Genomic DNA, 24021 nt, shown 5'->3' on the forward strand with positions numbered 1-24021 from the left:
GACCCGCTCCCTCCGTCAGCTGCGACCGCCGATCACACCTTGCGGCGCTTGGCCACGCCGGCCAGCGCCAGCAGACCGAAGCCCATCAGGCCGACCGTGGCCGGCTCCGGAACCGGCGTGACCGAGACGATGATGTCGTTGTAGTCGCGGTCCGCGATCTCGCGGGGCTCGAGCTTCTCGAAGCCGCGGCCGCCGTTGATGTTGTCTTCCATCCCGACGAAGTACGAGGCGCCCACTCCAGCTGCGTTGATCAGTGTACCGTACAGGTCGGTGGACAGGCCGCCCAGGACACCCGTACCCGGGCCGTCCGTGAACACCACCATCTGCTGGTAGGTCGTGGTGGCATTGGCGCCGATCGCGCCGGTGCCGGTCCGCATCGCCGACGAGTACGTCGTGCCGGCACCCATGGTCGGGAGCGCCTGCGCGATCCAGACCGCGAAGTTGTCGGCCACGCTCACCGTGCCGCTCAGCGCAGCGCCGCTCATCACCACGCCGCCGTCGGTGATGATGCCCCAGGCGGTGGTCGTCGAGCCGGCCACGCGACCCAGCAGGCTGATGTTGTACATGCCGGCCGAGAAGCGGAACGCGCCGGGGTTCGCGCCGCCCAGTCCGCCGAGGAACTGGTTCGACGTGGTCAGCGGCGGCGAGGCGAGCGGGAGGTACACCGGCGCCTGGTTGTTGCACGACGTCGGCGACAGCGCCGGCGTGTTCGTCAGGATCGCACCGGCGTTGCAGACGGCGCCGCCGGCGTTGTCGTCGGAGAAGTTGTTCCAGTACGCGCCGGTGCCGGTGTTGTCCGGCGTGCCGATCGTCTGCCAGCTGGCCTGAGCGCCAAGCGGGGCAACGGCAAGAACTGCCGCGAGGGAGAGAAGGCTGGAGGACTTACGCATGATCGATATTCCTGGAGCGTGGGGAGAGTTGGGTCTTCGCGTTGGCGATGCCACTTCCAGAAGCACGACCAATGCCGGACTCTGCCATTCTGATCCAGCACACGTAACTTTTCCATAAGTTCATGCACGGCAACGCTTTACTGAACACTCGACGGATTTGTTACCTCCGCGCGATCGCGAAATCCGCGCATTTGGCAGACTCGACAACAACACTCTGTCGAGTCGACGCAACAGCCAGCCGCCGGGATATGCCGCGCTGAATTGTGTGGCAGCACGACAACGCCCCGGAGGAGTGGCTCCCCCGGGGCGTCGCCCTCTCCCGTCACGGCCGAGCCGTCCCGTGACGCCCGCTCAGGCCCGGATCGGCGCCAGCCAGCGGGCCATCTCACCCTCGACCATCCCCTTCCGGCGCGCAAGGTCGGCCACCTGGTCCTCGCCGATCATGCCGGTCCCGAAGTAGCGCGCCTCCGGCCGCCAGAAGTACCAGCCGGACACGCTCGCCGTCGGGAGCATCGCGCAGCTCTCGGTGAGGGTGATGCCCGCCAGCGCCGGCACGTCGAGCAGGCGGAAGAGGGTGCGCTTCTCGGTGTGGTCCGGACAGGCCGGGTAGCCCGGCGCGGGCCGGATGCCCTGGTAGGCCTCGTGGATCAGCGCCGAATTGTCCAGCGCCTCGGCCGGCGCATAGCCCCAGTGTTCGCGCCGCACAGTCTCGTGCAGCCGTTCCGCGAGGGCCTCGGCGAGGCGGTCCGCCAGCGCCTTGAGCAGGATGGCGTTGTAGTCATCGTGCGCCGCCTCGAATGCGGCCACCCGCTCGTCGATCCCGTGGCCGGTGGTGACGGCGAAGGCCCCCACCCAGTCGGCCACGCCGCTCTCGAGCGGTGCGACGTAGTCGGCCAGCGCCAGGTTCGGCCGGCCGTCCCCCTTCGCCATCTGCTGCCGGATGGTGTGGATGGTCGCGAGCCGCTCGCCACCACGGTCGCCGCCGGCGGGCCAGAGTGCGATGTCGTCGCCCACCGCGTTGGCGGGGAACAGGCCGACCACCGCCTTGGCCGTGAGCCAGCGCTCCGAGACGATGGACGACAGCATCGCCTGCGCGTCCTTCCAGAGCGCGCGCGCCGTCTCGCCGACGACGGCATCCTGCAGGATGTCCGGATAGTGACCGGCCAGCTCCCAGGTCTGGAAGAACGGCGTCCAGTCGATGCGCGGGACGAGGTCGTCCAGCGGCCAGGCGTCGAACACCGTCACACCGGGGCGCGTCGGCACCGGCACCGGGGTGGCAGCCCAGTCCACGGCCAGGCGGTTGGCGCGCGCGTCGGCAATCGGCACCAGGCGCGTGGCCTTGCCGGACCCCGCCCGGTGCGTGCGGATCGCATCGTACTCCGCGCGCACGCCGGCCACGTACTCGTCGCGCCCGTCATCGCTGAGCAGTGCGCTGGCAACGCCGACGGCACGGCTTGCATCCTGCACGTGCACCACCGGGCCGGCGTACTGCGGCTCGATCTTCACCGCGGTGTGCGCGCGGCTCGTCGTCGCCCCGCCGATCAGCAGCGGCACGGTGAAGCCCTCGCGCTGCATCTCCGAGGCGAGGAACGCCATCTCCTCGAGCGAGGGTGTGATCAGGCCGCTGAGCCCGATGATGTCGACGTTCTCGGCACGTGCCGTCTCGAGAATCTTCGCGGCCGGTACCATCACGCCGAGGTCGATCACGTCGTAGTTGTTGCACTGGAGCACCACGCCGACGATGTTCTTGCCGATGTCGTGCACGTCACCCTTGACGGTTGCGAGCAGGATCTTCCCCTTGTTCTTCTGCTCCTCCACCGGGCGCAGCAGCTTCTCGGCCTCGATGTACGGGATCAGGTGTGCCACGGCGCGCTTCATGACACGAGCGCTCTTGACGACCTGCGGCAGGAACATCTTGCCGGCGCCGAAGAGGTCACCGACGACGTTCATGCCGTCCATCAGCGGCCCCTCGATCACGTGGATCGGGCGCTCGACGGTGAGGCGAGCCTCCTCGGTGTCCTCGACGATGAAGTCGGCGATGCCGTGCACGAGTGCATGCGCGAGGCGCTCCCCCACCGGCAGTGCGCGCCACGCCAGCGAGTCGTTCGCCGCTGCCGCCGTGCCCTTCACGTCACCGGCCACCTCGAGCAGGCGCTCGGTGGCGTCCGGGCGGCGGTTCAGCACCAGGTCCTCGACACGCTCCAGCAGGGCCGGCGGGATGTCGGAGTAGAGCGTGAGCGCCCCGGCGTTCACGATGCCCATGTCCATGCCGGCCTTCACGGCGTGGTACAGGAACACCGCGTGGATCGCCTCGCGCAGCGGGTTGTTGCCGCGGAAGGCGAAGCTGACGTTGCTCACGCCGCCGCTCACGCGTGCATGCGGCAGGGTGGCCTTGATCTCGCGGGTGGCCTCGATGAAGTCCACTGCGTAGTTGGCATGTTCCTCGATGCCGGTGCCGATCGCGAAGATGTTCGGGTCGAAGATGATGTCCTCGGCCGGGAACCCGACGCGCTCGGTGAGCAGCGCATAGGCGCGCGCGCAGATGTCGACCTTCCGGCGCCGGGTGTCGGCCTGGCCCTGCTCGTCGAACGCCATCACGATCACGGCGGCGCCGTACTGGCGCACGAGCGTGGCCTGGCGCAGGAACTCGGCCTCGCCCTCCTTGAGGGAGATCGAGTTCACGATCGCCTTGCCCTGCACCTGCTTGAGTCCCGCCTCGATCACGCTCCACTTGGAGCTGTCGATCATCAGCGGCACCCGGCTGATCGACGGTTCACCCGCGACGAGTCGCAGGTACGTGGTCATGGCGGCGACGGCATCCAGCATGCCCTCGTCCATGTTCACGTCGATCACCTGCGCGCCGCTCTCGACCTGCTGGCGCGCCACCTCGAGTGCCGCCTCGTAGTCCCCGGCGAGGATCAGCTTCGAGAACTTCGCCGAGCCGGTGACGTTGGTGCGCTCGCCGACGTTGACGAAGTTGGTGGTGCGGTCGATCACGACCGGCTCGAGGCCGGAGAGGCGGAGCGCCGGCGGGATGGCCGGCACGGCGCGCGGTGCGACGCCGCGGACGGCGGCGGCGATGGCGCGGATGTGGGCGGGCGAGCTGCCGCAGCAGCCGCCGACGACGTTCACCCACCCGGTGCGCGCCCAGTCGCCGATCACGCGCGCCATGTCGTCGGGGCTCTCGTCGTAGCCGCCGAAGGCATTCGGCAGGCCGGCGTTCGGGTGCGCCGAGACGTGGACGCCGGCCACCCGCGACAGCTCCTGCACGTAGGCCCGCAGCTCGCGAGGGCCGAGGGCACAATTGAGGCCGATGCTCATCGGGTTCGCGTGCATGACGCTGAGCCAGAACGCCTCGGTGACCTGGCCGCTGAGCGTCCGGCCGCTGGCATCGGTGATGGTGCCGCTGATCATCACCGGGACGCGCTCGTGCGTGGAGCCGAACACCTGCTCGATGGCGAACAGCGCGGCCTTGGCGTTGAGCGTGTCGAACACCGTCTCGACGATCAGGATGTCGGCACCGCCGTCGAGGAGCCCGCGGGCCGCCTCGGCGTAGGCCACCACCAGCTCGTCGTACGTCACGTTGCGGGCGGCGGGGTCGTTCACCTCGGGTGACAGCGACGCGGTGCGGTTGGTGGGGCCGAGCACGCCCGCGACATACCGCGGCCGCTCCGGGTCGCGCGACTCGAACAGGTCGGCCACCCGCCGTGCGAGGCGGGCCCCCTCCACGTTCAACTCGTACGCCAGCGACTCCATGCCGTAGTCGGCCATGGCGATCGACGTGGAGTTGAAGGTGTTGGTCTCGAGGATGTCACTGCCGGCGTGCAGGTAGGCGGCATGCAGGGCACCGATCAGCGCGGGCCGGGTGATCGCGAGCAGGTCGTTGTTCCCGCGCAGGTCACGCGACCAGTCGGCGAACCGGGTGCCACGATAGGCGGCCTCGTCGAGGCGCTCGCGCTGGATCATGGTGCCCATGGCACCGTCGAGCAGCATGATGCGCGAGGCGAGGATGCCCGGCAGCAGGGCGAGGCGCTCGGCGCGCGTGCGCACCGGCGCGGTGGCGAGCACCTCGTCGAGCGAGAACGGCGGGAGGGGCTCGGTGGCCCACTCCGCCTGCTGGTCGTGGTCGTGGTGGTGCTGGTGTGACGCGTGGTTCATGCGGAGGCCTGTGCGGGCACGCGCGCGGCGCGCAGCCCGAGGATGTGACAGATGGCGTAAGCCAGGTCGGCGCGATTGAGCGTGTAGAAGTGGAACTCGTCCACCCCCTCGTCGGCGAGCTGGGTGCACTGCTCGGCGGCAAGCGTGGCCGCGACCAGCTTGCGGGTGTCCGGATCGTCCTCCAGCCCGTCGAAATGGCGGGCCATCGAGTCCGGCACGGAGGCACCGGCCATGGCCGAGAACCGGCGCGTCTGCGCGAAGTGGGTCACCGGCATGATGCCGGGGACGATCGGGACGGTGATGCCGGCGGCGCGCGCGCGGTCGCGGTAGCGCAGGTAGATGGCGTTGTCGAAGAAGAACTGGGTGATGGCCCGGGTCGCGCCCGCGTCCACCTTGCGCTTCAGGTTGTCGATCTCGGCCTGCATGGAGCCGGCGGTGGGGTGCATCTCCGGATAGGCGCTGACACTGAGCTCGAAGTCGAACGCACGTCGCAGCCCTGCCACGAGGTCGGACGCGTAGGCGAAGCCACCCGGATGCGGCTCGTAGGCGGTGCCGATGCCGGTGGCCGGGTCGCCGCGGAGCGCGACGAGATGGCGCACGCCCGTCTCCCAGTACTCGCGGGCCACCTCGAGGATCTCGTCCTTCGTGGCGGAGACGCAGGTGAGGTGTGCCGCCGGCCGCAGCGTGGTCTCGTGCAGCAGCCGCCGCACGGTCGCATGCGTGCGCTCGCGGGTGGAGCCGCCGGCACCGTAGGTGACCGACACGAAGCTCGGGGCCAGGGGCGCGAGCCGCTCGACGGCGCGCCAGAGCTGCGCCTCCATCTCCTCGTTCTTCGGCGGGAAGAACTCGAAGGACACGCCGAACGGTCGCGAGTCCGGGCGGTTGAGAATCGAAGGGCTCATGTGACGGCAGGGGGGGAGGAAAGGGAACAGTCCCAGATGACGACCGTGAGGGGCGATCCGTCAAGTCGGGTCGCCTCACGGGCCTGCAGGCCGGCGCTGGCCGCGAGGTGCACGACTTCATCGGTCGAGAACCCGAGGCGGCGATGGGCATGGCTCTCGCGGAGCGCCTCCTCGCGGTGCGGCGCGAAGTCCACCAGCAGCAGTCGCCCGCCGGGTCGCAGCACGCGCGCGACCTCGCGGAGCACGGCGGCAGGATCATCGGCGTAGTGCAGCACGAGGTGGAGCACCACCAGGTCGATGCTCGACGCCGCGACGGCCAGGTGGTACATGTCGCCGTGTCGGAGCTGGACATGGCGGGCATCGAGGCCGGCCATCGCCGCACGCGCCACGGCGAGCATGCCGTGCGAACGGTCGATGCCGAGCGCCCGGGTGGCGTGTGGCGCGAGGAGTCCGAGGATCCGCCCGGTGCCGGTGCCGATGTCGAGCAGGTCGCCCACCGGTCCGCGGCCCGCGAGGTCGAGCAGTGCCCGCTCGACCTGGTCCTCGGGGACGTGCAGGGAGCGGATGTCGTTCCACTCGTGGGCGTGCGCCTCGAAGTAGCTGTCGGCCGCGGCCTGCCTTGCGCGCTGGACGGCGGCGAGGCGCTCACGATCGCCGGCGAGCGCGGGATCATCGTCGCCGAGCAATTCCACGAACGCCCGCGCGATCCGGTGCTCCGCGAGGCGATAGAAGACCCAGCTCCCCTCGGGCACGCGGTGCAGCAGGCCCGCGTCGCCGAGCACGCGGAGATGGCGTGAGACGCGCGGCTGGCTCTGGCCGAGCACCTGGGTGAGTTCGGTAACGGTCAGTTCGCCCCGGGCCAGGATGGCGAGGACCCGGAGCCTGGTGGGTTCCGCTGCCGCGCGGAACGCCTCGAGCAACGCGCGGTATCCCGCCGGCGTGGTCGCAGGGTCGAGGGCATCGAGGAGGAGCGGTGCGGCGGTCATGGCCTAAGGATATAAAGCTATCCTTATATGGCAACTGGCAAGCGACTCCTCGGCAAACGACTCTGAGTCATTGGTCCCGCTCAGTGGGACACTCGCTGCCGTTTGGCAAATGACTCTGAGTCCTATGTCCCGCCCAGTGGGACACTCGCCGCCGGATATCTTCCGGCTCGCCAGATGGGGTTTTCGGCCGCCGCCCGTGCGATCTTTGTCCCGCGGCCGCCGGATGACCTGCCGTCGCTGCCGCTCGCCTCCGGTGCCGATCCGAACCCCGTCGCGGTCGTTCCGCCCTTCCGAATCTCCCCCATGCCCACCTCCAGCAGCCCCGCGCCGCGCCCGGCGCTGACCCAGCTCTCCGATGACGAAGCCATGTTCCGCGATGCAGTGGCGGCGTTTGCGCGCGAGGACGTCCTGCCGCGGGTCCGTGAGATGGAGGCTGCCGGCCGCATCCATCCCGACGTGATCGCGAGATACTTCGAGCTCGGCCTCATGGGCATCGAGCTCCCCGAGGCGGCGGGGGGGGCCGGCGGCTCGGCGATGATGATCGCCATTGCCGTGGAGGAGATCAGCAAGGTGGATCCGGCCGCTGCGATCATGGTCGACGTGCAGAACACGCTGGTGAATTACCCGATCCATGCCTACGGCACCGAGGACCAGCACCGCCGGTACCTGACCCGGCTGACCAGCGACACGATCGGCGCCTATGCACTCTCGGAGCCGGACTCCGGGTCGGATGCCTTCGCGCTGCGGTGCAGGGCGGAGCGCACGGTCGGCGGGTGGCGGCTCACGGGCCGCAAGCTGTGGATCACGAACGGCGCGGAGGCGGAGATCTTCGTGGTGTTCGCGAACACCGACTTCGCGAAAGGCCACCGGGGCATCGCGGCCTTCATCGTGGAGAAGGGGTTCGCCGGCTTCTCCATCGGCAAGAAGGAGGACAAGCTGGGGATCCGGGCGAGCAGCACGTGCGAGTTGATCCTCGACGGCGTCGACGTGCCGGATGCGAACGTGCTCGGTCCGGTGGGCCAGGGATACAAGATCGCGATCGACACCCTTAACGGGGGCCGGATCGGCATCGGGGCGCAGATGATCGGCGTCGCCGCCGGCGCGTTGCAGGCCGCGTGTGAATACCTGCGCGAGCGGAAGCAGTTCGGCAAGCCGCTGAGCGAGATGCAGGGGATCCAGTTCCAGGTGGCGCAGGCGGCCACGGAGCTGGAAGCCGCGCGCCTGATGGTCTACAACGCGGCCCGGCTCAAGGATGCGGGCCAGGACATCCAGCGTGAGGGCGCGATGGCGAAGCTCTTCTCGAGCCAGGTGGCCGAGCGGGTGACGAGTGTCTCGCTGGAACTGTTCGGTGGCTACGGGTACGTGAAGGACTACCCGGTGGAGAAGTTCTACCGCGACGCCAAGATCGGGGCGATCTACGAGGGGACGTCGAACATGCAGTTGCAGACGATCGGGCGCATGGTGCTGCGGTGAGCAGTCCGCGCGCGTGGCTGTTGCGGTGCGGGCTCTCGCTCGGCAGCCTCGTCGTCCCGTCCCTTCTGTCGGCGCAATCGACGGGGCGCGTGCCACCCGGCGCCGACCGGGGTGGGCAACGGATTTGTGACATGCGCTACAAGCTGCTGCGGCTGACGGTCGTGGACCGCGCCGGCGCCCCGGTGCCCGGGGTCACACTCACGATCGCCGGATTCCCGGCCACGTCGGAGGGTCCACCACGGATGGTCACCTCCGAGGCCGGCGTCGTGACGCTGGCGGAGGACAACGACCTGCAGCGCCTGCCGGCTGCCGGCGCCGAATACACCGTCACGCTGCGGAAGGGGCGAAAGGTGCGACACGTGAAGGTCCGACTGGGTCCGGATGCCGCAGGATGTCATATCGCGCTGCTCGCCGGACCGACCGCGGTCACTTTTTGAGCGCAGGCCGCCGCGGCACCTTCGTCGTGTCGCGGGCGCCGGCGCTGTCCGGCTGCTTCCCGCTGTCTGCGGCATTGCGCGCCGAATCAGCCGACTGACGCACCCGGCGCCCGATCTCGAGCGCCCGATCGAGCCCAGCGGGCGAGATCGAGGCATCGGGATAGCGCGAGCGCAGGAGCTGGCGGAGCGACAGCGAGATCGGCACCGTGGCCGCCGTGCCGCGGACCATGCCCGCATGCTGTGCCTGCACGCGGGCAGCGAAGATCGCACGCCGCGCGCCCACATCCAGCGCCCAGACGCTGTCGGGGATGGTGCGGCCGGCGAGCCCCAGGGTGCCGACAGCACTCTCGATCTGCGTGCGCAACTCGCCGCTGAACGCCGTCATTTCCGCAGGGGTGAGCCTGATGCGTGCACTGTCGGCCTGCCGCAGGAACAGCTCGTTGCGGATGATGCGGCGGAGCACCTGCGGCAGCAGGGTATCGGACGCGTTCGCGAGCCGCCCCGGCATGCCCTCGGCCGGCGGATAGGCGCGCAACCACCGCACGAGTGTCGCCGCCGTGAAGCTCTCACCCCGCGCGACGGTGGCGAGTGGGGTGGCGCTGTCGGCGTAGATGCCGGGATCGCGGACGACCGCACGCGTCAATGGCGCGACGTCGGGCACCAGTGTCACGCCGTGCGCCGTCTCCAGTGCGGCGAAGTACGTGCTCTCGGCGCGCAGCCGCGCGAGCTGCCGTGCCACCGGCACCACGCGTGACTGCGCCTCGGCCCATGTCGGCCGATACACGAGATGGACACCGAAGCTCGTCACGATCACACCGGAGATGCCCCCCGGCTTGGTGGCCAGCACGCCGGCCTCGAACTCGGGGACCATGATGTCGCGACCCGCAGGCCAGGCCGGCAGACGGCCGCCCTGCCGGCGACTGGCCGAATCGGCACTGATCCGCGACGCGACGCGCGCGAAGTTCGCCGGCGTGAGCGTGCTGCGGAGCGAGTCCACCGCGGCGCGGATCTTCGCGCGCTGGAGCGGGAGGGCCACCTGGGGCACGTCGAGCAGGATCTGGCTCGCGGCGAGGACCTGGCCGCTGTCATAGAGTGCCTTCGGCGAACTGGTATCCGCCGGCCAGCCCAGGCTCACGACCTGGTACCACTGCCGCGCACGCGCGTTGGCCACCGGCCCCCAGAGCGCGGCCTCCACGAGCGTGGGGTCGTCGATCGTATCGCGGCCAGCCGCGGCGCGTGCGAGCAGCTGGTAGTCAACCCAGAGCTCGGCGGCGCTGCGCACGTCCTCGGTGCGAAGCGTGAGCCGCGACTGCCCGAACAGCGTGCCAAGGTCGGTGGCCGACAGCGACTGTCCACCGGCAACGGCGGCGACATCGGTCGTGCCGGTGGCGGGGTCACCGCCGGAACAGGCGGCAGCGGCGAGGCAGAGGGCGACGAGTCGGAAGCGGGTCGGGTGTCTGGGCATGCGGTGTTGCTGTGTGGACGGAGAACCTACATCGCGCGCGGACCACCCGGCATGCACCGGCGCGGAGCGGCGGGGGTGGCAGGAACGGCGGAGGGGCGCGACCGATGCTCCGGTCGCGCCCCTCCCAACCACACCCGCCAGAGCCTGAAATCAGGCCGAGCGGCGGCGGCGTGCCACGAGTCCGAGGACGGCCAGGCCGGCGCCCATCAGGCCGAACGTCGCCGGCTCCGGGACCATGGTGGCGTCGATGAACTTCGCATGGATGTACACCGGCACGAAGCCATTCAGCTCGCCGAAGGAGCTGTTGAGGCGCGCGTCATAGTCACCGAAGGCCGGGCCGAAGGTCAGGCCGTACGACGTGACCGACGCCAGCTTGCCGCCGATGAACTGCGGACCACCCGAGTCGCCACCGGCAACGCTGACTTCGTCCAGGCCGGTGCCCAGGTCGCAGTACTTCGGGTCGGCGATGCCGAAGCCACCGACGGCGAGGCGGCAGGACTGGTCGTTCACCGCGAAGCCGCTGTCGAAGTCGGAGACGTACGAGTACTCGACTTCGGCCGTGCCGAAGAAGTTCTCGCCGGCCGCATCACGATCGGTGAAGAAACCACCGAAGTCGCTGTCGCCGAAGCGGAAGTCGTACCGGTTCTGGCCCTGGCGGAGGCGACCCGTGCCGAGGTTGGCACCGACGGTGCCGCCGGCGTTGGAGCGACCGCCGTAGCCGGCGACGTTGAACACGCCACCCTCGATGTCAGACGCCGTGTACAGGTCGTACGCGGTGGCAGACGCCGGTGCCTCGGAATCCATCTGCAGCACGGCGATGTCATTCTGGTCGATGACTTCGCCCGTGTAGGCCCGGTTCACGTTGTAGACGGTGACCGTGCGGGAGGCGGTACGATCCGTGTCGAAGGCGTACGGCACACCATCGGCGTTGGCGTTCGGGAAGTACACCGTGGTGCGCAGGGGACGCGGCGAGTCCGGGCCGCTGGAGACGCAGTGCGCCGCCGTCAGGATGGACTTGCGGTCAGGGAGCAGGCTGCCGCTGCAGATGAAAGCCCCACCGGGGTACTCCATGATCAGCGTGACGACGCCGCTGTAGGCCGGCTGCGCGGCGATGTAGCGCGGGTCACCGCCGGAGGCGATCGTCCCCGTCGAGTTCACGCCGACGATGTAGCTCTCGGCATGCCAGGTGGTGCCGTCACCCATCACTCCCGAAGCCGTCCGCTGTGCATCCGCAGTGGTGCTCAGCGCACCAAGTGCTGCGGCAACTGCAAATGCTGCCCGTGCTGTTCTCATTCTGTAGCCTCTCCAGGTGGTGATGTTGCTGCCCTTCGGCGGCAGTACGACACGGCCATGTCCGCATGCGCACCCAACATCTGCATAGCAAGCCGGGCAATTCGCATTCCGCCATGACGGTACGTGAGTCAGCGACGGCACTATGCGTGCTCGACCTGCCGGTGCCCAATGACAGGGGCGTGCCGAGACAACTGTAATCCTTTCGCTGACAGTGTGTTAGCGGCATTCTTCGGTCAATCGAACCGGGCCGGGCGGTCGCGGGTGTCACACGGAAATTTCTACCGGCTGCGGGTGAGGTGACGTGGGTGTCGTTGGGTCCGTACAACACATCTGCTGCAGCGGACTCGTCCATTCCCTCCCCCGCGCGGGATCCGCTACACTGCCGAGCTCGCCGCTGGTGTCGCCTGCTACCGTTCTGATCGACACGCACCTTCGCCCACCCCGGACCGAACGCCGTGACCATCCCTGCCCTGCCGCCGCTGCCGCCGCGATCCGCCACCGAGATCATCGATGGCGCGGTCCAGCTCATCCGGCCGCAATACGCCTACTTCCTGCGCATCGCAGCCATCGGCGCGATCCCGGCGCTGGTGCAGGCGGTGATCACGCTGGTCGTCTTCCCGACGGCCAGCGCCGATCCGGCGGAGCTGATGCGCCAGCAGGTGAAGCTGCTGCCACTCACGCTGCTCTCGCTGACGTTCGCCTCGGCGCAGTCTGGCGCGATGATCAGCGGCGCGCTCGCGGTGCTGCGCGGGGAGGACCAGCCCACGGCGTGGGCCGTCTTCGTGGCGGCCTTCCGGCGCATCTTCGCACTGCTCGGTGCATACCTGCTGCTGATGGTCGCGTTCGTCGTCGCCCTGGTCCCCGTCTTCATCGTCGTCGGCATCCTCGCCGCCGCCACCGGCATGCTTGGCGCGGGCCTCTTCTCGGGCACCGCCGGCGTCGTGATCGGTGCGGTGCTCGCGGTGCTGCTCCTGCTCGCGATGGTGTTCGTCACCGTCACCTTCTTCGCGCGCTGGTCGGTGATGATCGCGCTGGTGATGGCGGAGGGGCTCGGCCCCGTCGAGGCGTTCCGGCGCGCACACGCGCTCTCCAGCGGCAACTACCTGCTGCTGGCGAAGACCTACGGCCTGCTGTTCCTGATTGTCGGTGTCATGTACCTCGTGCTCGTGAGCCTCGCGCTGGCCTTCCGTGACCAGCAGCAGCTGCTGCAGGCGCTTTTCAGCGTGGTGATGATCCCGATCGTGCCGATCATCGGCAGCGTGATGCTGCTGACCTACGCCGACCTGCGCATCCGGCGCGAGGGCGCGGACCTGGACGCGGCACTCGATGCGCTGCCGCGCCCCGACCTGCCGCTGGCCTGAACCCGACCGTGCCCATGTTCCTGCTGGCGCTGCTGCAGGCCCCGGTCGCACCGGCGGCGGTGCGCGACACGATCGCGCGCATCGTGCAGGAGCGCGGCTACCAGCGCAGCCTCACGTCCACGCTCTTCTCGCGGCTCTGGAGCTGGTTCTGGGACCTGGTCGGCCGGCTGTTTCGCGAGGCCACGGCGAGCCGGGGCACCTACATCATCGCCCTCAGCCTGCTTGCGCTGCTGGTCGCGGCCGCGGTGGCGCGGGCCGTGATCACCGCGCGGGCCCGCCGGCTCGCGGCGGGGCGGGATTCGCCGCCGGCAACGGCGGGGGAGATCCTCGCCCAGGCGCGCGCGCTCGCCGTGCAGGGGGCGTTCGCCGAGGCCGCACACCGCCTCCATGCGGCCGTCGTGACCCAGCTCGCCGACGGGCGCCATGTGCGCCTGCATCCCTCGAAGACGGTGGGGGACTACTGGCGTGAGCTGCGCGCCGGCGGTGACCCGCTCGCCGCCGCCTACCTGGCGTACTCGCGCACCTACGAGATCGTCGTCTACGGCGACGGGCGCTGCGACGCCGCACGCTATGCGCGCCTGGAGCAGCTGGCCGAGCCCATGCTGCCCCTCGTGGCCGCCCCGCGCAGCACGGTGCGCGCGGCGTGACGGGCCCCCTCGCCGGCGCCGGGCGGGACACCGCGCACACGCAGCGTGCCAGCCGGCGGGCCACGCTGCTCACACTGGGTGTCCTGGCCGTGCTGGTCGCGCTGGTGGTGCTGCTCACGCCAATGTCAGATGATGGCGACGACACGCGCCTGACCACGCTGAAGTACGGCCCGGGCAACGCACGACTGGCGGCCGACCTGCTGCGGCGGCTGGGCTGGCGCACGCGCGTGTCGACTGCCCCGCTCCGCGGTCCGCTCGACACGACCGTGATCTATGCGGTGTTCGATGGCCCGACACCGATGCGCGGACCGGAACGGGCGGCGGTGCTGGCAGCGGTGCGGCGCGGCGCCGGACTGCTGGTGTCGAAGTCCGAGGGGGAATCGTTCGCACTGCTCGACTCCCTCGGCCTCCGCACGCAGGCCGCGGGACTGGCGGAGGTGCATCCGCTGGGAAGCTGCCCGGTCGAGACCGATCCGCTGGCGGTGCTCCGCGTGCGCACGCGCATGATGACGTTCGACACCAGCCGCACGGTGCGTCGCGGCACGCGCACAGTGGTGCCGTATCCGTCGAACGCCACGCCACTGCTGTCGAGCGCCGTGGTGCATCGCGGTCCGTTCGATGCCGGCGATGAGACGGATGACGGCGCATCCGCGACGTCGGACGACCCGACGACGTCGGGCGCGGATCCGCGACCCGCCGCGCCGCGCTCCCCGATGCGGGAGCCGGCGCCCGACACGACGCTGCTGCCGACCGTGCTCGCGTTTCCCCTGGGCGCGGGGCGCGTGGTGGCGCTCGCCGATCCCGACGTGTTGCGCACCGATCAGGTGCGGAACTGCGCCAGCGGCGATGCCCTGGCCGTGGTGCGCGCCGCCGAGTACCTGTCTGCCGACCGCCGGCGGGAGATCGTGTTCGTGGAGTACTACCAGTCCGAGAGCGGCGACGGGCCGGGCGTGGTGATGGGCGAATGGCTGCGCGGTGCTGCGGCCGGCCGGATGACGCTGACCCTGCTCGGTGCCTGCCTCGTGCTGCTGCTGGCCCGTGGCCGACGCACACTCGCCCCCGTCTACCGCGTGCGCGAGGAGCGACGCTCGGCACTCGAGCACGTGGATGCCCTCGCCACGGCCTGGCGGACGGTGCGCGGCACGCGGACGGTGGCGCGCATGCTGGCGCGCGGGATCCGTCGCCGGCACGCCGCCGGCCGGTGGCGAATGCTCGACGACGCACAGTTCCTGTCCGCACTCGCTGAACGGCATCCATCGATCGCGGGCCAGACGGCGCAGCTCACCGCCGCCCTCGCCGTGCCACCGTCCCCCGCCGACCTGCCCGCGCTGCGCCGGGCGGCAGCGCAGATTGATGCCGAGTGTCTCGCGCCGTGACCTGCGACACGCGTGCCCCCCGCCCCCGCCCCTCCGCCTGAACCATGACCACGCCCGAGATGCCGTCTCCGTCCGCCGACGCCGTCGCCGCACTGCGCACCGCCATCCGGCGCCGCATCGTGGGGCAGGACGTCGCCATCGACGAACTCCTCGCGGCCCTGCTCGCGCGCGGGCATGTGCTGCTGGAAGGGGTGCCGGGCGTGGCCAAGACGCTGCTGGTGCGCGTGGTGGCGGCTGCGGCCGGCGTGCGCTTCGGCCGCATCCAGTTCACGCCCGACCTGATGCCGGCCGACATCACCGGCACCTCGGTGCTGCGCGGCGCCGATGGCCGGTTCGAATTCCGCCCGGGTCCCCTCTTCACCGACCTGCTGCTGGCGGACGAGATCAACCGGGCGCCGGCGAAGACGCAGGCCGCGCTGCTGGAGGCGATGCAGGAGAAGCAGGTGACGGTGGACGGCACACGGCACGACCTGGGCGCGCGATTCACCGTGGTGGCGACGCAGAACCCGGTGGAGTTCGAGGGCACCTATCCGCTGCCCGAGGCGCAGCTCGACCGGTTCCTGGTGAAGGTGCGTGTCGGCTACCCCGCGGCCGACGACGAACTGGCGATGCTGCAGGCGCACGCGCGCGGCGACGACCCGGAGCGGGCGATGGCCGGCGACGGATTCGCCATCAGCGCCACGGCGTTCGACGCGCTCCGCGACGCCACCGATCGCGTGACGATCGCGCCGGAGGTGGTGGCGTACATCGCCGCCGTGGTCCGGGCCACGCGGGACGATCCGGCGCTGGCCCTTGGGGCATCGCCGCGCGCCGCCGTCGCACTGCTGCGCATCTCGCGCGCGGCGGCCGTGCTGGCAGGGCGCGACTTCGTCACCCCCGATGACGTGAAGGGCCTCGCGCCGGCGGCGCTGCGACACCGCCTGATCCTGAGCCCGGAGCTGGACGTCGAGGGGCGCACCACGGACGACGTGCTGGCGGCCGTGCTGCTGCGCGTGCCTGCGCCGGCCTGACCGGTGCTGCGCCGGCTGTTCGCCTTCCTCACCCGCTTCGTCCCGACGCCGCGGCTGGCGCTCTGGCTGGCGCTGGCGGCGCTCGCGTGGGTGCTGCCGCTGCCGGGCAGCCTTCCGGTCGTCAGCGCGGCGGCAGCGATCGCGCTGGTGCTCGGTGCGGCGCTGTGGGATGCAGTGCAGCTCCCCTCGGCACCGGCCCTGTCCGTGACGCGTGCGGCACCGGCGCACCTGGGGTCGGGTGACGACGACACCGTGACCTACACGCTCTCCTCGGCGTGGCCTCAGGCCGCGCGGGTGCAGCTGGCCGAGCGCGTGCCGGCTGCGCTGGGCGGTGACGGTGTCCGCACGCACGCGCTGGTGGTGCCTGCGCTGGGCGAGGTGACGACGGCCACCGCGATCCGGGGGCTGCGACGCGGTCCCGCGGCGCTGGGACCGATCGCGCTGCGGATACATGGTCCGCTGGGCCTGGTGGATGCCATTCGCGACATCCCGCTGGACGACGTGATCGAGGTGGTGCCGTCGCTGTCACAGGTGACGCGCTTCCGCCTGCTCGCCGTGCAGCGCCGCCTGAGGGACGCCGGCGTGCGGCAGGTGCGGCGCCGCGGCGGCGGGCTGTCGTTCGATGCGCTGCGCGAGTACGTGCCGGGCGACGACCCCCGGCACATCGACTGGAAGGCCACGGGGCGGCGCGGGGCGGCGCAGGTGCGCGAGTACACCGTGGAACAGGGCCAGAGCGTGATCATCGCGCTCGACGCCGGCCGGCTGATGACACAGATGGCCGGCGACCGCTCGCGCTTCGAGTACGCCATCAACGCCTGCCTGGTGCTGGCCGACGTGGCAGTGCAGGGCAAGGACAAGGTCGGCCTGCTGGTCTTCGACGACCAGATCCGCGGCTGGGTGCCGCCGACGGCCGGCACGGCGGCGGTGCGTGCGATCCGGCACACCTTGGCCGGCAGCGAGGCGCGGCCGGTGGAGCCGGACTACGCGCTCGCGTTCCGCACGCTGGCGCAGCGCCAGCGGTCACGCGCGCTGGTGATCTGCCTCAGCGACGTGGTGGACGTGCGCGCGAGCCGCGCGGTGGTGACGCAGACGCGACACGCGGCGCTGCGCCACATCACGGTGTTCCTCGCGCTGCGCAACGATGCACTGGTGGCCGCAGCACAGCCGGCCGCAACGGGGGGAGAGGGCGAGGCGTGGCGCGGGGCCGCGGCCGAATCGCTGCTCGACGCACGCGCCGAGGCGCTGGTGCGGATGCGGCGGACCGGAGTGCAGGTGCTGGACGTGCCGCCGCAGGCGATGAGCGCCGCGCTGGTGAACCGCTACCTCTCGGTCAAGGCGCGCGGGGAGCTGTAGCGGCGGGCGTACCGGCGGGCTCGCGGCCCCCCGAGAGGTACCAGGCCATGCCGATCGCGGTGATCAGCGCCGTCGCGAACTTGGCGCTGTCGGGGAGGCGCGACGGCGAGATGTTCCCCTCGATGATGCCGGCGAGGATCAGGAAGAGCACGACGCAGCTCACCAGGTGGAGCGAGCGCACGCCGTTGGCGGCGAGTGCCTCGCGCCGCGTCCGGTCACCCGGCACGAGGATCGCGGTGGCCAGCAGCAGGCCGGCGCCGCCGGCGAGGCAGATGGCACTGAGCTCCAGCACGCCGTGCGCGGCGACGAAGCCGAAGATCTGGCCGCCGATGCCCCGCGTGATGTAGAGGCCGACGCCGGCGCCGATGGCGGACACACCGTTGCTGACGAGGGCGAAGACGGTGAGCAGCCCCGCCGTGACGCCGCCGGCGAAGGCGATGAGCGCCACCTTGATGTTGTTCGTCATGAGGAACGCGGAGAGCACGGAGCCTTTCTGCTCCTCGCCGTCGGGGAGGTAGTCGGCCCCGGTGTTGCCGCGGCGCTGCCCTTCCTCGGCCCGCGCGATCATTCCCGGCGGGAGCATGCGCTCGGCGAGGGCCGGATTGCGGACGATCGCCACCACCGTGCCGACGGCGGGGACGAAGAGCAGCAGCGCCGCCACCAGCACGTGCCGCCAGCTGCGCCGCACCTCGCGCGGCACGTCGTGCGCGATGTAGCGCAGCAGGCGCTCGATGCCCTGCGACGGGCGGCGGTAGAGGAGGTTGTGTCCGGCCGAGACGAGCCGCGAGAGGGTGAACACCTCGTCGCCGCCGCGGCCGCGATCGGCGGTGCGCAAGCGGGCCAGGTCGGTGGCCACCTCGCGATACGACTCGACGAAGGCGGTGACCTCATCCTCGCCCATGTGGTGCAGCCCGCGGCTGCGGGCCTGCGTGATCGCGGTGGCGAAGGCCTCCCAACGCGGGCGTCCCTCGGCCACCACGGCCCATTCCTCGCGGCGCGTGCCGCCGGTGCTGGGCGCCGGCCCGATGCGCCGGCGTGCCGCCACCTCGCGCTGGTGCAGGATGCGCAGTGCGGCGACGGGATCGGTGCGGACCTCGACGCCGAGCCGCGCCACCAGTGCGGCAGACAGCCGGGCCCGCGAGGGATCGTCGAGCGTGGCTTCGCGGGCCACGAAGCGATCGAGGAGCGCGAACTGCTCGTCGTCGAGCGTCGCGGTCACGGCGGCGCCGTCGTCACCGACCGCCGTGGCCCGCGCGCGCGGGCGGGCGTGACGGAGGAGGCGTTCACGCACCACGATCGTGCCGGCCACGAGGTCGCCCAGGCGCTGGTTCCGCTGGTTGGCGATGATCGTGAGCATGCCGGCGAAGTAGCCGAACGGCAGGAAGTCGACGAAGCGCAGCAGGTTGCGCGCGGCACTCGGGCCAAGGTCGACCCCGCCGCCGCCATTGCGCACGACGCGCAAGCCGAGCAGGCGCTTGCCCGGCGTCTGGCCATCCCAGACCGCCTCGAAGACGACGAAGTAGCCCCAGATGATGCAGAACTGCGCGAGGATCGCGGCGGCACGCAGCCAGTTGTCGGCCAGCGCCGCCACGCCCGGGAAGAGCCGCGCGAGCGAGGCGGCGGCATACCATCCGGAGCCGCTCAGCAGCAGCATCAGGATCAGGTCCACGAGTGCGGCGGCGCCGCGGGTCCCGATGCCGGCCAGGGTGTACGAGACGACGACCTGCTCCGGCGTCTCGACCTCGACGGTGGCATCGAGCGCAGGGCGGGCGCGGGTCACGGCAGCAGGCATGCGCGGATTCTAGCAGGGGCAAAGGCAGGGCGGGGTGCCGACGCCTCGTGTCGACACCCCGCCCGGGCCAGCCCGTCGCGCGAGGCGACGGCGCGCGTGACTAGCGCTTCTTGGCCGCCTTCTTCGTGGCCTTCTTGGCCACCTTCTTGGTGACCTTCTTGGCGGCCTTCTTCGGCTTCGGGGCGGCGGTCTTGCCGTTCACGAAGCCCTTCAGGCTGGCCCCGGCCTTGAACTTCGGGGCCTTGCTGGCGGCGATCTTCACCTTCTCGCCGGTCTGCGGATTGCGGCCGACACGCGCATTGCGCTTGCCGAGGCTGAAGGTGCCGAAGCCGGTGATGCCGATCTTGTCGCCCTTCTTCAGCGACTTGGCAATGACCCCCTCGGTGGCGTCGAACAGCTCCTTGAGGACGCCGTTGGCCTGCTTCTTCGAGAGACCGACGTTGTCGACCAGCGCGGTCACCATCGCTACTCTGCTCATATCCCTTATCTCCTCTGTCGGATGACACGTGATTCCGCGCCAATGGCGCAGGGGGAAGCTGGCAAAGCGTGCAACTTTCTGCAAGCGGGGTAAGGGTTTCTCGTGATTCCGCGCGCGGGCGGCGCTGGACACGGCCGGGCGCCGGCGTCCGGAAACCCTTGCGCCGACTGGGCTGGAGCCGTTTCACGACCTGCAGGTCGGGTGGGCACGACCGGCCCGCCGGCGGGTATCTTCGCCGGTGTGCATCCGGCGATCCCGGACGCATCTCGCTGCTGTCGCGCCCCGACGGGCGCGACGTGACCCATGCCGGAGTCGAAATGAAGAACAGGAACCGTCGCACCTCGCACGCGTCGTCGCTGCTGCTCAGCGCGCTCATGTCGGCCCCGCTGCTCGGGCAGCAGGGGACCACGCCACCGGCCCCGCCCACGATCGAGGTGACCGGCAACGGCGAGGCGAAGGCGACCCCCGACCGGGCGCTGGTGATGGTCGGCGTCCAGACGCGCGGCCGCACCGCCGCCATCGCCGGCCAGGAGAACGCGCGCGTGGCGACGGCGATCCTCGAGGCCGTGCGCGCCGCCGGCATCGCCCGCGAGCAGGTCAGCACGCTGAACTACCACGTGGCGCCGTCGTACCGGTACTACCCCGATGGCCGCAAGCCCGAACTCACCGGCTACGATGCCTCGAACACGGTGCGCGTCGAGGTCCGCTCGCTGGACCTCGTCGGCAAGGTGATCGATGCCTCGCTGGCGGCCGGCGCCACGAACATCAACGGCGTCTCGTTCTACGCGTCGCAGCTGGACGCGGTGAAGCGCGACGCGATGGCGCGCGCGACCACCGATGCGCGGCTGACGGCGGAGGTGATCGCCAAGGCGGCGGGGGGCACCCTGGGTCCGCTCCAGTCCGTGACGAGCCAGATGGGTGAAGCGCCGCGGCCGTACCCGATGATGGCGATGGCGGCACGGGCCGCCAGTGATGCCCCCACGCCGATCGAGGCCCCGACCGAGCAGACGGTGCAGGCGACCGTCGTCGCGCGGTTCACGTTCATTCCCGCCGCCCCGCCCCGCTGATGCGCCGCCGTGCTCCCGTCATCGTCCTGGGCGCCCTGCTGCTGGCCGGCCGCTCGCTGCCGGGCCAGGTCCCGGTCGCCGAATACGCCGCGCGGCGCGCCGCACTCGGTGCGATGACGGGGGACGGGGTGACCGTGGTGCTCGGCCGCGGCGAGCCGGCCCACGACTTCGAGACCTTCTCGCAGTCACCCGACCTGCGCTACCTGACCGGCTGGACACAACCGAACGCCGCCCTGGTGCTGGTCCGCACGAACGGCGCGCAGCGTGAGCTGCTCTTCGTGGCACCGCGCAGTGCCGCCGAGGAAGTGTGGACCGGGCCGCGACCGTCGCTCGCCGATGCCGCCCGGATGGCCGGCCTGCCGGTGCGGGACGTGCGCGAGTTCACCGCCACCTGCGATTCCCTGCTGGCGGCAGGCAATGCGATGCGCATCGTGGGCGAGTTCCGCGGCGCGGCGACGGCGGCCGGCGAGTCCGTCACGAACGACCGCGTCTTCCTCGACGCACTCGCGCAGCGGCACCCGGGCGCGCGCGTGTCGCAGGACGAGCGCAGCCTGCTGCTGCTCCGGGCACGGAAGAGCGCGGCGGAGATCGCCCTGCTGCGCTCGGCGATCGCCATCACCGTCCAGGCCCACGAGGACGTGATGCGCATGGTGACACCGGGCTGGAACGAATTCGAGGTGCAGGCGCTGGTGGAGTACACCTTCCGGCGCAACGGCGCCGAGCGCCCGGGGTTCACGAGCATCACGGGATCGGCCGACAACACCACCACCCTGCACTACTGGCAGAACGACCGGCCGATGCGCGACGGCGAGTTGCTGCTGATGGACATCGGCGCGAGCTACGCCGGCTACAGCGCCGACGTCACCCGCACCGTCCCGCTGAGCGGACGGTTCACGGCCCCGCAGCGGGCGATCTACGAGCTCGTCCGCCGTGCGCAGGTGGCGGGTGAGCAGGCGACGAAGATCGGCGCACCGCTGAACGCGCCGAACGAGGCGGCGTCCGAGGTGCTCGCGCGCGGGCTGGTTTCGCTTGGCCTGATGGAGTCCCCGACGGCGACCTACGACTGTGACAGCACCGGCCAGCGCACCTGCCGGCAGCTCGGCCTCTACTACATGCACGGGCTCGGGCACGGTATCGGGCTCGAGGTGCACGACCCCGACATCGCCTACTTCAGCACCTGGAGCGAGGGCAGCGTGATGACCATCGAGCCGGGGATCTACGTTCGCCGGAACCTGGCCGAGGTGCTCCCGGACACGCCACGGAACCGGGCGCTGCTGGCTCGCCTCCAACCCGCGCTGGCGACGTACGCCGGGATCGGCGTGCGGATCGAGGATGACTACCTGCTCACCGCCGCGGGGCTGGAGTGGTTGTCGAAGGCGCCCCGTGAGGTGGCGGAGGTGGAGGCGGCGATGCAGGCACCGCGTGCGAGCGCGCCGCGGCCCCGCGATCCCGCGCTGGTCGAGCGATACCGCCGCGCGCTGCCGTGAACGGGGGCGGGGGCCCGCCGCACCCGGGACGTCGCGCAACGCGGCGTTCACGGGTAGCGTAGCACCACGCGCCGGCCCGGGGCCGGACTGCGTCCACGCCTGCCTCACCCGCCCATGACCGCACCCAGGTTCCTGCTCGCCGTCGTCGCCACCGTCGCGGTGGCCCTGCCCACTGCGGCGCAGGCTCCCGTCCGCGCCACACCGGCGCGCCCCGACCTGATCGTCACCAACGCGCGCATCTACACGGCGGACGACGCCGCCCCGATGGCCGAGGCGATGGCGATCGGCGGCGGGCGGCTGCTGTTCGTGGGCAGCGCCCTGGAGGCGATGGCGCTGAAGGGACCGGCCACCACGGTCGTGGATGCCGCCGGCCGCACGGTCATTCCCGGCATGACCGACGCCCACGCCCACCTCTTCGGGCTCGGGGTGACGCTCCGCCAGGTGGACCTCACCGGCACGCGTTCCTTCGCCGAGGTCATCGCGCGCGTGTCGGCACGCGCCGCCACGCTGCCGAAGGGCACACCCGTGCTCGGCCGCGGCTGGGACCAGAACGACTGGAGCGACACGCGACTCCCCCTGCACGCCGCACTGAGTGCCGCCACGCCGGACCATCCGGTGGTGCTGGAGCGCGTGGACGGACACGCCGTGATCGCGAACGCGGTGGCGATGGCGAAGGCGGGGATCACCGCCGCGAGCCGCGATCCCGAGGGTGGCCGCGTACTCCGGGACGCGCAGGGTGCGCCCACCGGCGTGCTGGTGGACAACGCACAGGAGCTCATCGAACCCGCGACGCGGGGCGCGGATGCCGGCAATCCCCGCGAGATCCTCAGGAATGCCGTGCGCGAGGCGAACCGGTGGGGGCTGACCGGCGTGCACGAGATGGGCGTGTCGCCGGCGGTGGTGGGCACGTACGAGGCGGCGGCGCAGGCGGGCGAGCTCACGCTGCGCGCCTACGTGCTGCTGTCGGGTGACAGCGCCACACTGGCCTGGGCGTGGGCGAAGGGGCCGCGGAGTGCGCTCCACGACAGCCGGCTCTGGGTGCGCAGCATCAAGCTGTACGGCGACGGCGCGCTCGGCTCGCGCGGCGCGGCCCTGCTCGACCCGTATGCCGACGATGCGGCCAACAACGGCCTGCTGGTGATGCAGCCCGACTTCATCCGCGGCGTGAGCGAGCGCGCCCTGCGCACGGGATGGCAGGTGGCCACGCACGCCATCGGCGACCGCGCCAACCGGCTGGCGCTCGACGCCTACTCCGCGGCGCTGAAGGCCGTGCCGACGGCCGACCACCGTTTCCGGATCGAGCACTCGCAGATCATCCACCACGACGACATCGGGCGCTTCGCGACGCTGGGCGTGATCCCGAGCATGCAGGCCAGCCACCAGACGAGTGACATGTACTGGGCCGGCAACCGTCTCGGCACCGAGCGGCTGCGCGGCGCCTATGCCTGGCGCTCGCTGCTGGCCACCGGCGTGATCATCCCGAACGGCAGCGACTTCCCGGTCGAGATGGTCAATCCCCTGATCAGCTTCCATGCCGCCGTCGCCCGGCAGGATGCCGACGACTTCCCGGTCGGGGGGTGGTACCCCGAGCAGCGCATGACGCGCGAGGAGGCGCTGCGCTCGATGACGATCTGGCCCGCCCGGGCGGCGTTCCAGGAGGCGGTGCTCGGCTCGCTGACCGCGGGCAAGCTCGCGGACTTCGTTGTGCTGGACCAGGACATCATGCGCATTCCCGCGGAGCTGATCCTGCGCACCCGGGTGCTGCAGACCTGGGTGGGGGGGAGCAAGGTGTACGAGGCCGCGGCGCGCTGAACGTCACCCCGGGCGGGGCTCACGCGTCCTCTCC

General features: G+C 71.0%; 18 protein-coding genes. 10 read left to right on the top strand and 8 right to left on the bottom strand.

Annotated elements, in window-relative coordinates; translation table 11 throughout:
* Positions 1-32 precede the first annotated feature (32 nt).
* From IT355_15370 to IT355_15385, 4 genes are all read right to left on the bottom strand, one after another.
* A complete protein-coding gene (locus IT355_15370; protein ID MCC7054650.1) occupies positions 33-890 on the bottom strand; it encodes a PEP-CTERM sorting domain-containing protein in 858 nt (285 codons plus the stop codon).
* A gap of 351 nt (positions 891-1241) precedes the next feature.
* A complete protein-coding gene (gene metH, locus IT355_15375) occupies positions 1242-5048 on the bottom strand; it encodes a methionine synthase (protein MCC7054651.1) in 3807 nt (1268 codons plus the stop codon).
* Positions 5045-5950: a methylenetetrahydrofolate reductase [NAD(P)H] gene (metF, locus tag IT355_15380; GenBank protein ID MCC7054652.1), complete on the bottom strand. Its 906-nt coding sequence runs from the start codon at positions 5948-5950 to the stop codon at positions 5045-5047. The genes metH and metF overlap by 4 nt, the downstream gene beginning before the upstream one ends.
* Positions 5947-6936 (bottom strand): metalloregulator ArsR/SmtB family transcription factor, encoded by a 990-nt coding sequence (locus tag IT355_15385; protein MCC7054653.1) that lies wholly within the window; start codon positions 6934-6936, stop codon positions 5947-5949. The genes metF and IT355_15385 overlap by 4 nt, the downstream gene beginning before the upstream one ends.
* Positions 6937-7239: 303 nt before the next feature.
* Here IT355_15385 and IT355_15390 point away from each other — a divergent pair, with 303 nt between their 5' ends.
* Together IT355_15390 and IT355_15395 are read left to right on the top strand one after the other, a co-directional pair.
* Positions 7240-8409: an acyl-CoA dehydrogenase family protein gene (locus IT355_15390; protein ID MCC7054654.1), complete on the top strand. Its 1170-nt coding sequence runs from the start codon at positions 7240-7242 to the stop codon at positions 8407-8409.
* Between the two features lie 131 nt (positions 8410-8540).
* Complete coding sequence (locus IT355_15395) at positions 8541-8846, top strand: hypothetical protein (protein MCC7054655.1); 306 nt, start codon at positions 8541-8543, stop codon at positions 8844-8846.
* Here the strand turns inward: IT355_15395 and IT355_15400 are convergent.
* Together IT355_15400 and IT355_15405 are read right to left on the bottom strand one after the other, a co-directional pair.
* Complete coding sequence (locus IT355_15400) at positions 8836-10311, bottom strand: peptidylprolyl isomerase (protein MCC7054656.1); 1476 nt, start codon at positions 10309-10311, stop codon at positions 8836-8838. The genes IT355_15395 and IT355_15400 overlap by 11 nt on opposite strands.
* Before the next feature lie 150 nt (positions 10312-10461).
* Positions 10462-11514, bottom strand: a complete 1053-nt coding sequence (locus IT355_15405; protein MCC7054657.1) for a trypsin-like serine protease — start codon at positions 11512-11514, stop codon at positions 10462-10464.
* A 545-nt stretch (positions 11515-12059) separates the two neighbouring features.
* Here IT355_15405 and IT355_15410 point away from each other — a divergent pair.
* The 5 genes from IT355_15410 to IT355_15430 are packed head-to-tail and all read left to right on the top strand — an operon-like array spanning position 12060 to position 17351.
* Positions 12060-12965: a hypothetical protein gene (locus IT355_15410; GenBank protein ID MCC7054658.1), complete on the top strand. Its 906-nt coding sequence runs from the start codon at positions 12060-12062 to the stop codon at positions 12963-12965.
* A gap of 8 nt (positions 12966-12973) precedes the next feature.
* Positions 12974-13612: a DUF4129 domain-containing protein gene (locus IT355_15415; protein ID MCC7054659.1), complete on the top strand. Its 639-nt coding sequence runs from the start codon at positions 12974-12976 to the stop codon at positions 13610-13612.
* A complete protein-coding gene (locus tag IT355_15420) occupies positions 13609-14988 on the top strand; it encodes a hypothetical protein (GenBank protein MCC7054660.1) in 1380 nt (459 codons plus the stop codon). Before IT355_15415 ends, IT355_15420 begins: the two co-directional genes overlap by 4 nt.
* A gap of 44 nt (positions 14989-15032) precedes the next feature.
* On the top strand, positions 15033-15998 hold the full coding sequence (locus tag IT355_15425; protein ID MCC7054661.1) for a MoxR family ATPase: 966 nt from the start codon (positions 15033-15035) through the stop codon (positions 15996-15998).
* 3 nt (positions 15999-16001) lie between these two features.
* Positions 16002-17351 carry a DUF58 domain-containing protein gene (locus tag IT355_15430; protein MCC7054662.1) on the top strand — a complete coding sequence of 450 codons (1350 nt, stop codon included), beginning with the start codon at positions 16002-16004 and terminating at the stop codon, positions 17349-17351.
* Here IT355_15430 and IT355_15435 read toward each other — a convergent pair.
* Together IT355_15435 and IT355_15440 are read right to left on the bottom strand one after the other, a co-directional pair.
* The gene (locus IT355_15435; protein MCC7054663.1) at positions 17329-19143 is read right to left on the bottom strand and encodes a stage II sporulation protein M; all 1815 of its coding nucleotides are present in this window, start codon (positions 19141-19143) and stop codon (positions 17329-17331) included. The two genes, IT355_15430 and IT355_15435, sit on opposite strands and share 23 nt — an antisense overlap.
* Before the next feature lie 100 nt (positions 19144-19243).
* Positions 19244-19621, bottom strand: coding sequence for an HU family DNA-binding protein (locus IT355_15440; protein ID MCC7054664.1), 378 nt, complete (start codon positions 19619-19621; stop codon positions 19244-19246).
* A gap of 317 nt (positions 19622-19938) precedes the next feature.
* Between IT355_15440 and IT355_15445 the strand changes: the two genes are divergently transcribed.
* The 3 genes from IT355_15445 to IT355_15455 all read left to right on the top strand — a co-directional run bounded on the left by IT355_15445 (position 19939) and on the right by IT355_15455 (position 23987).
* Entirely contained in the window at positions 19939-20688 is a 750-nt protein-coding gene (locus tag IT355_15445) for an SIMPL domain-containing protein (GenBank protein ID MCC7054665.1), read from the top strand.
* Positions 20688-22175, top strand: a complete 1488-nt coding sequence (locus tag IT355_15450) for an aminopeptidase P N-terminal domain-containing protein (GenBank protein ID MCC7054666.1) — start codon at positions 20688-20690, stop codon at positions 22173-22175. The genes IT355_15445 and IT355_15450 overlap by 1 nt, the downstream gene beginning before the upstream one ends.
* A gap of 114 nt (positions 22176-22289) precedes the next feature.
* A complete protein-coding gene (locus IT355_15455; GenBank protein MCC7054667.1) occupies positions 22290-23987 on the top strand; it encodes an amidohydrolase in 1698 nt (565 codons plus the stop codon).
* Positions 23988-24021: the final 34 nt, after the last annotated feature.

The organism is Gemmatimonadaceae bacterium, assembly GCA_020851035.1.
GTDB lineage: Bacteria > Gemmatimonadota > Gemmatimonadetes > Gemmatimonadales > Gemmatimonadaceae > JACMLX01.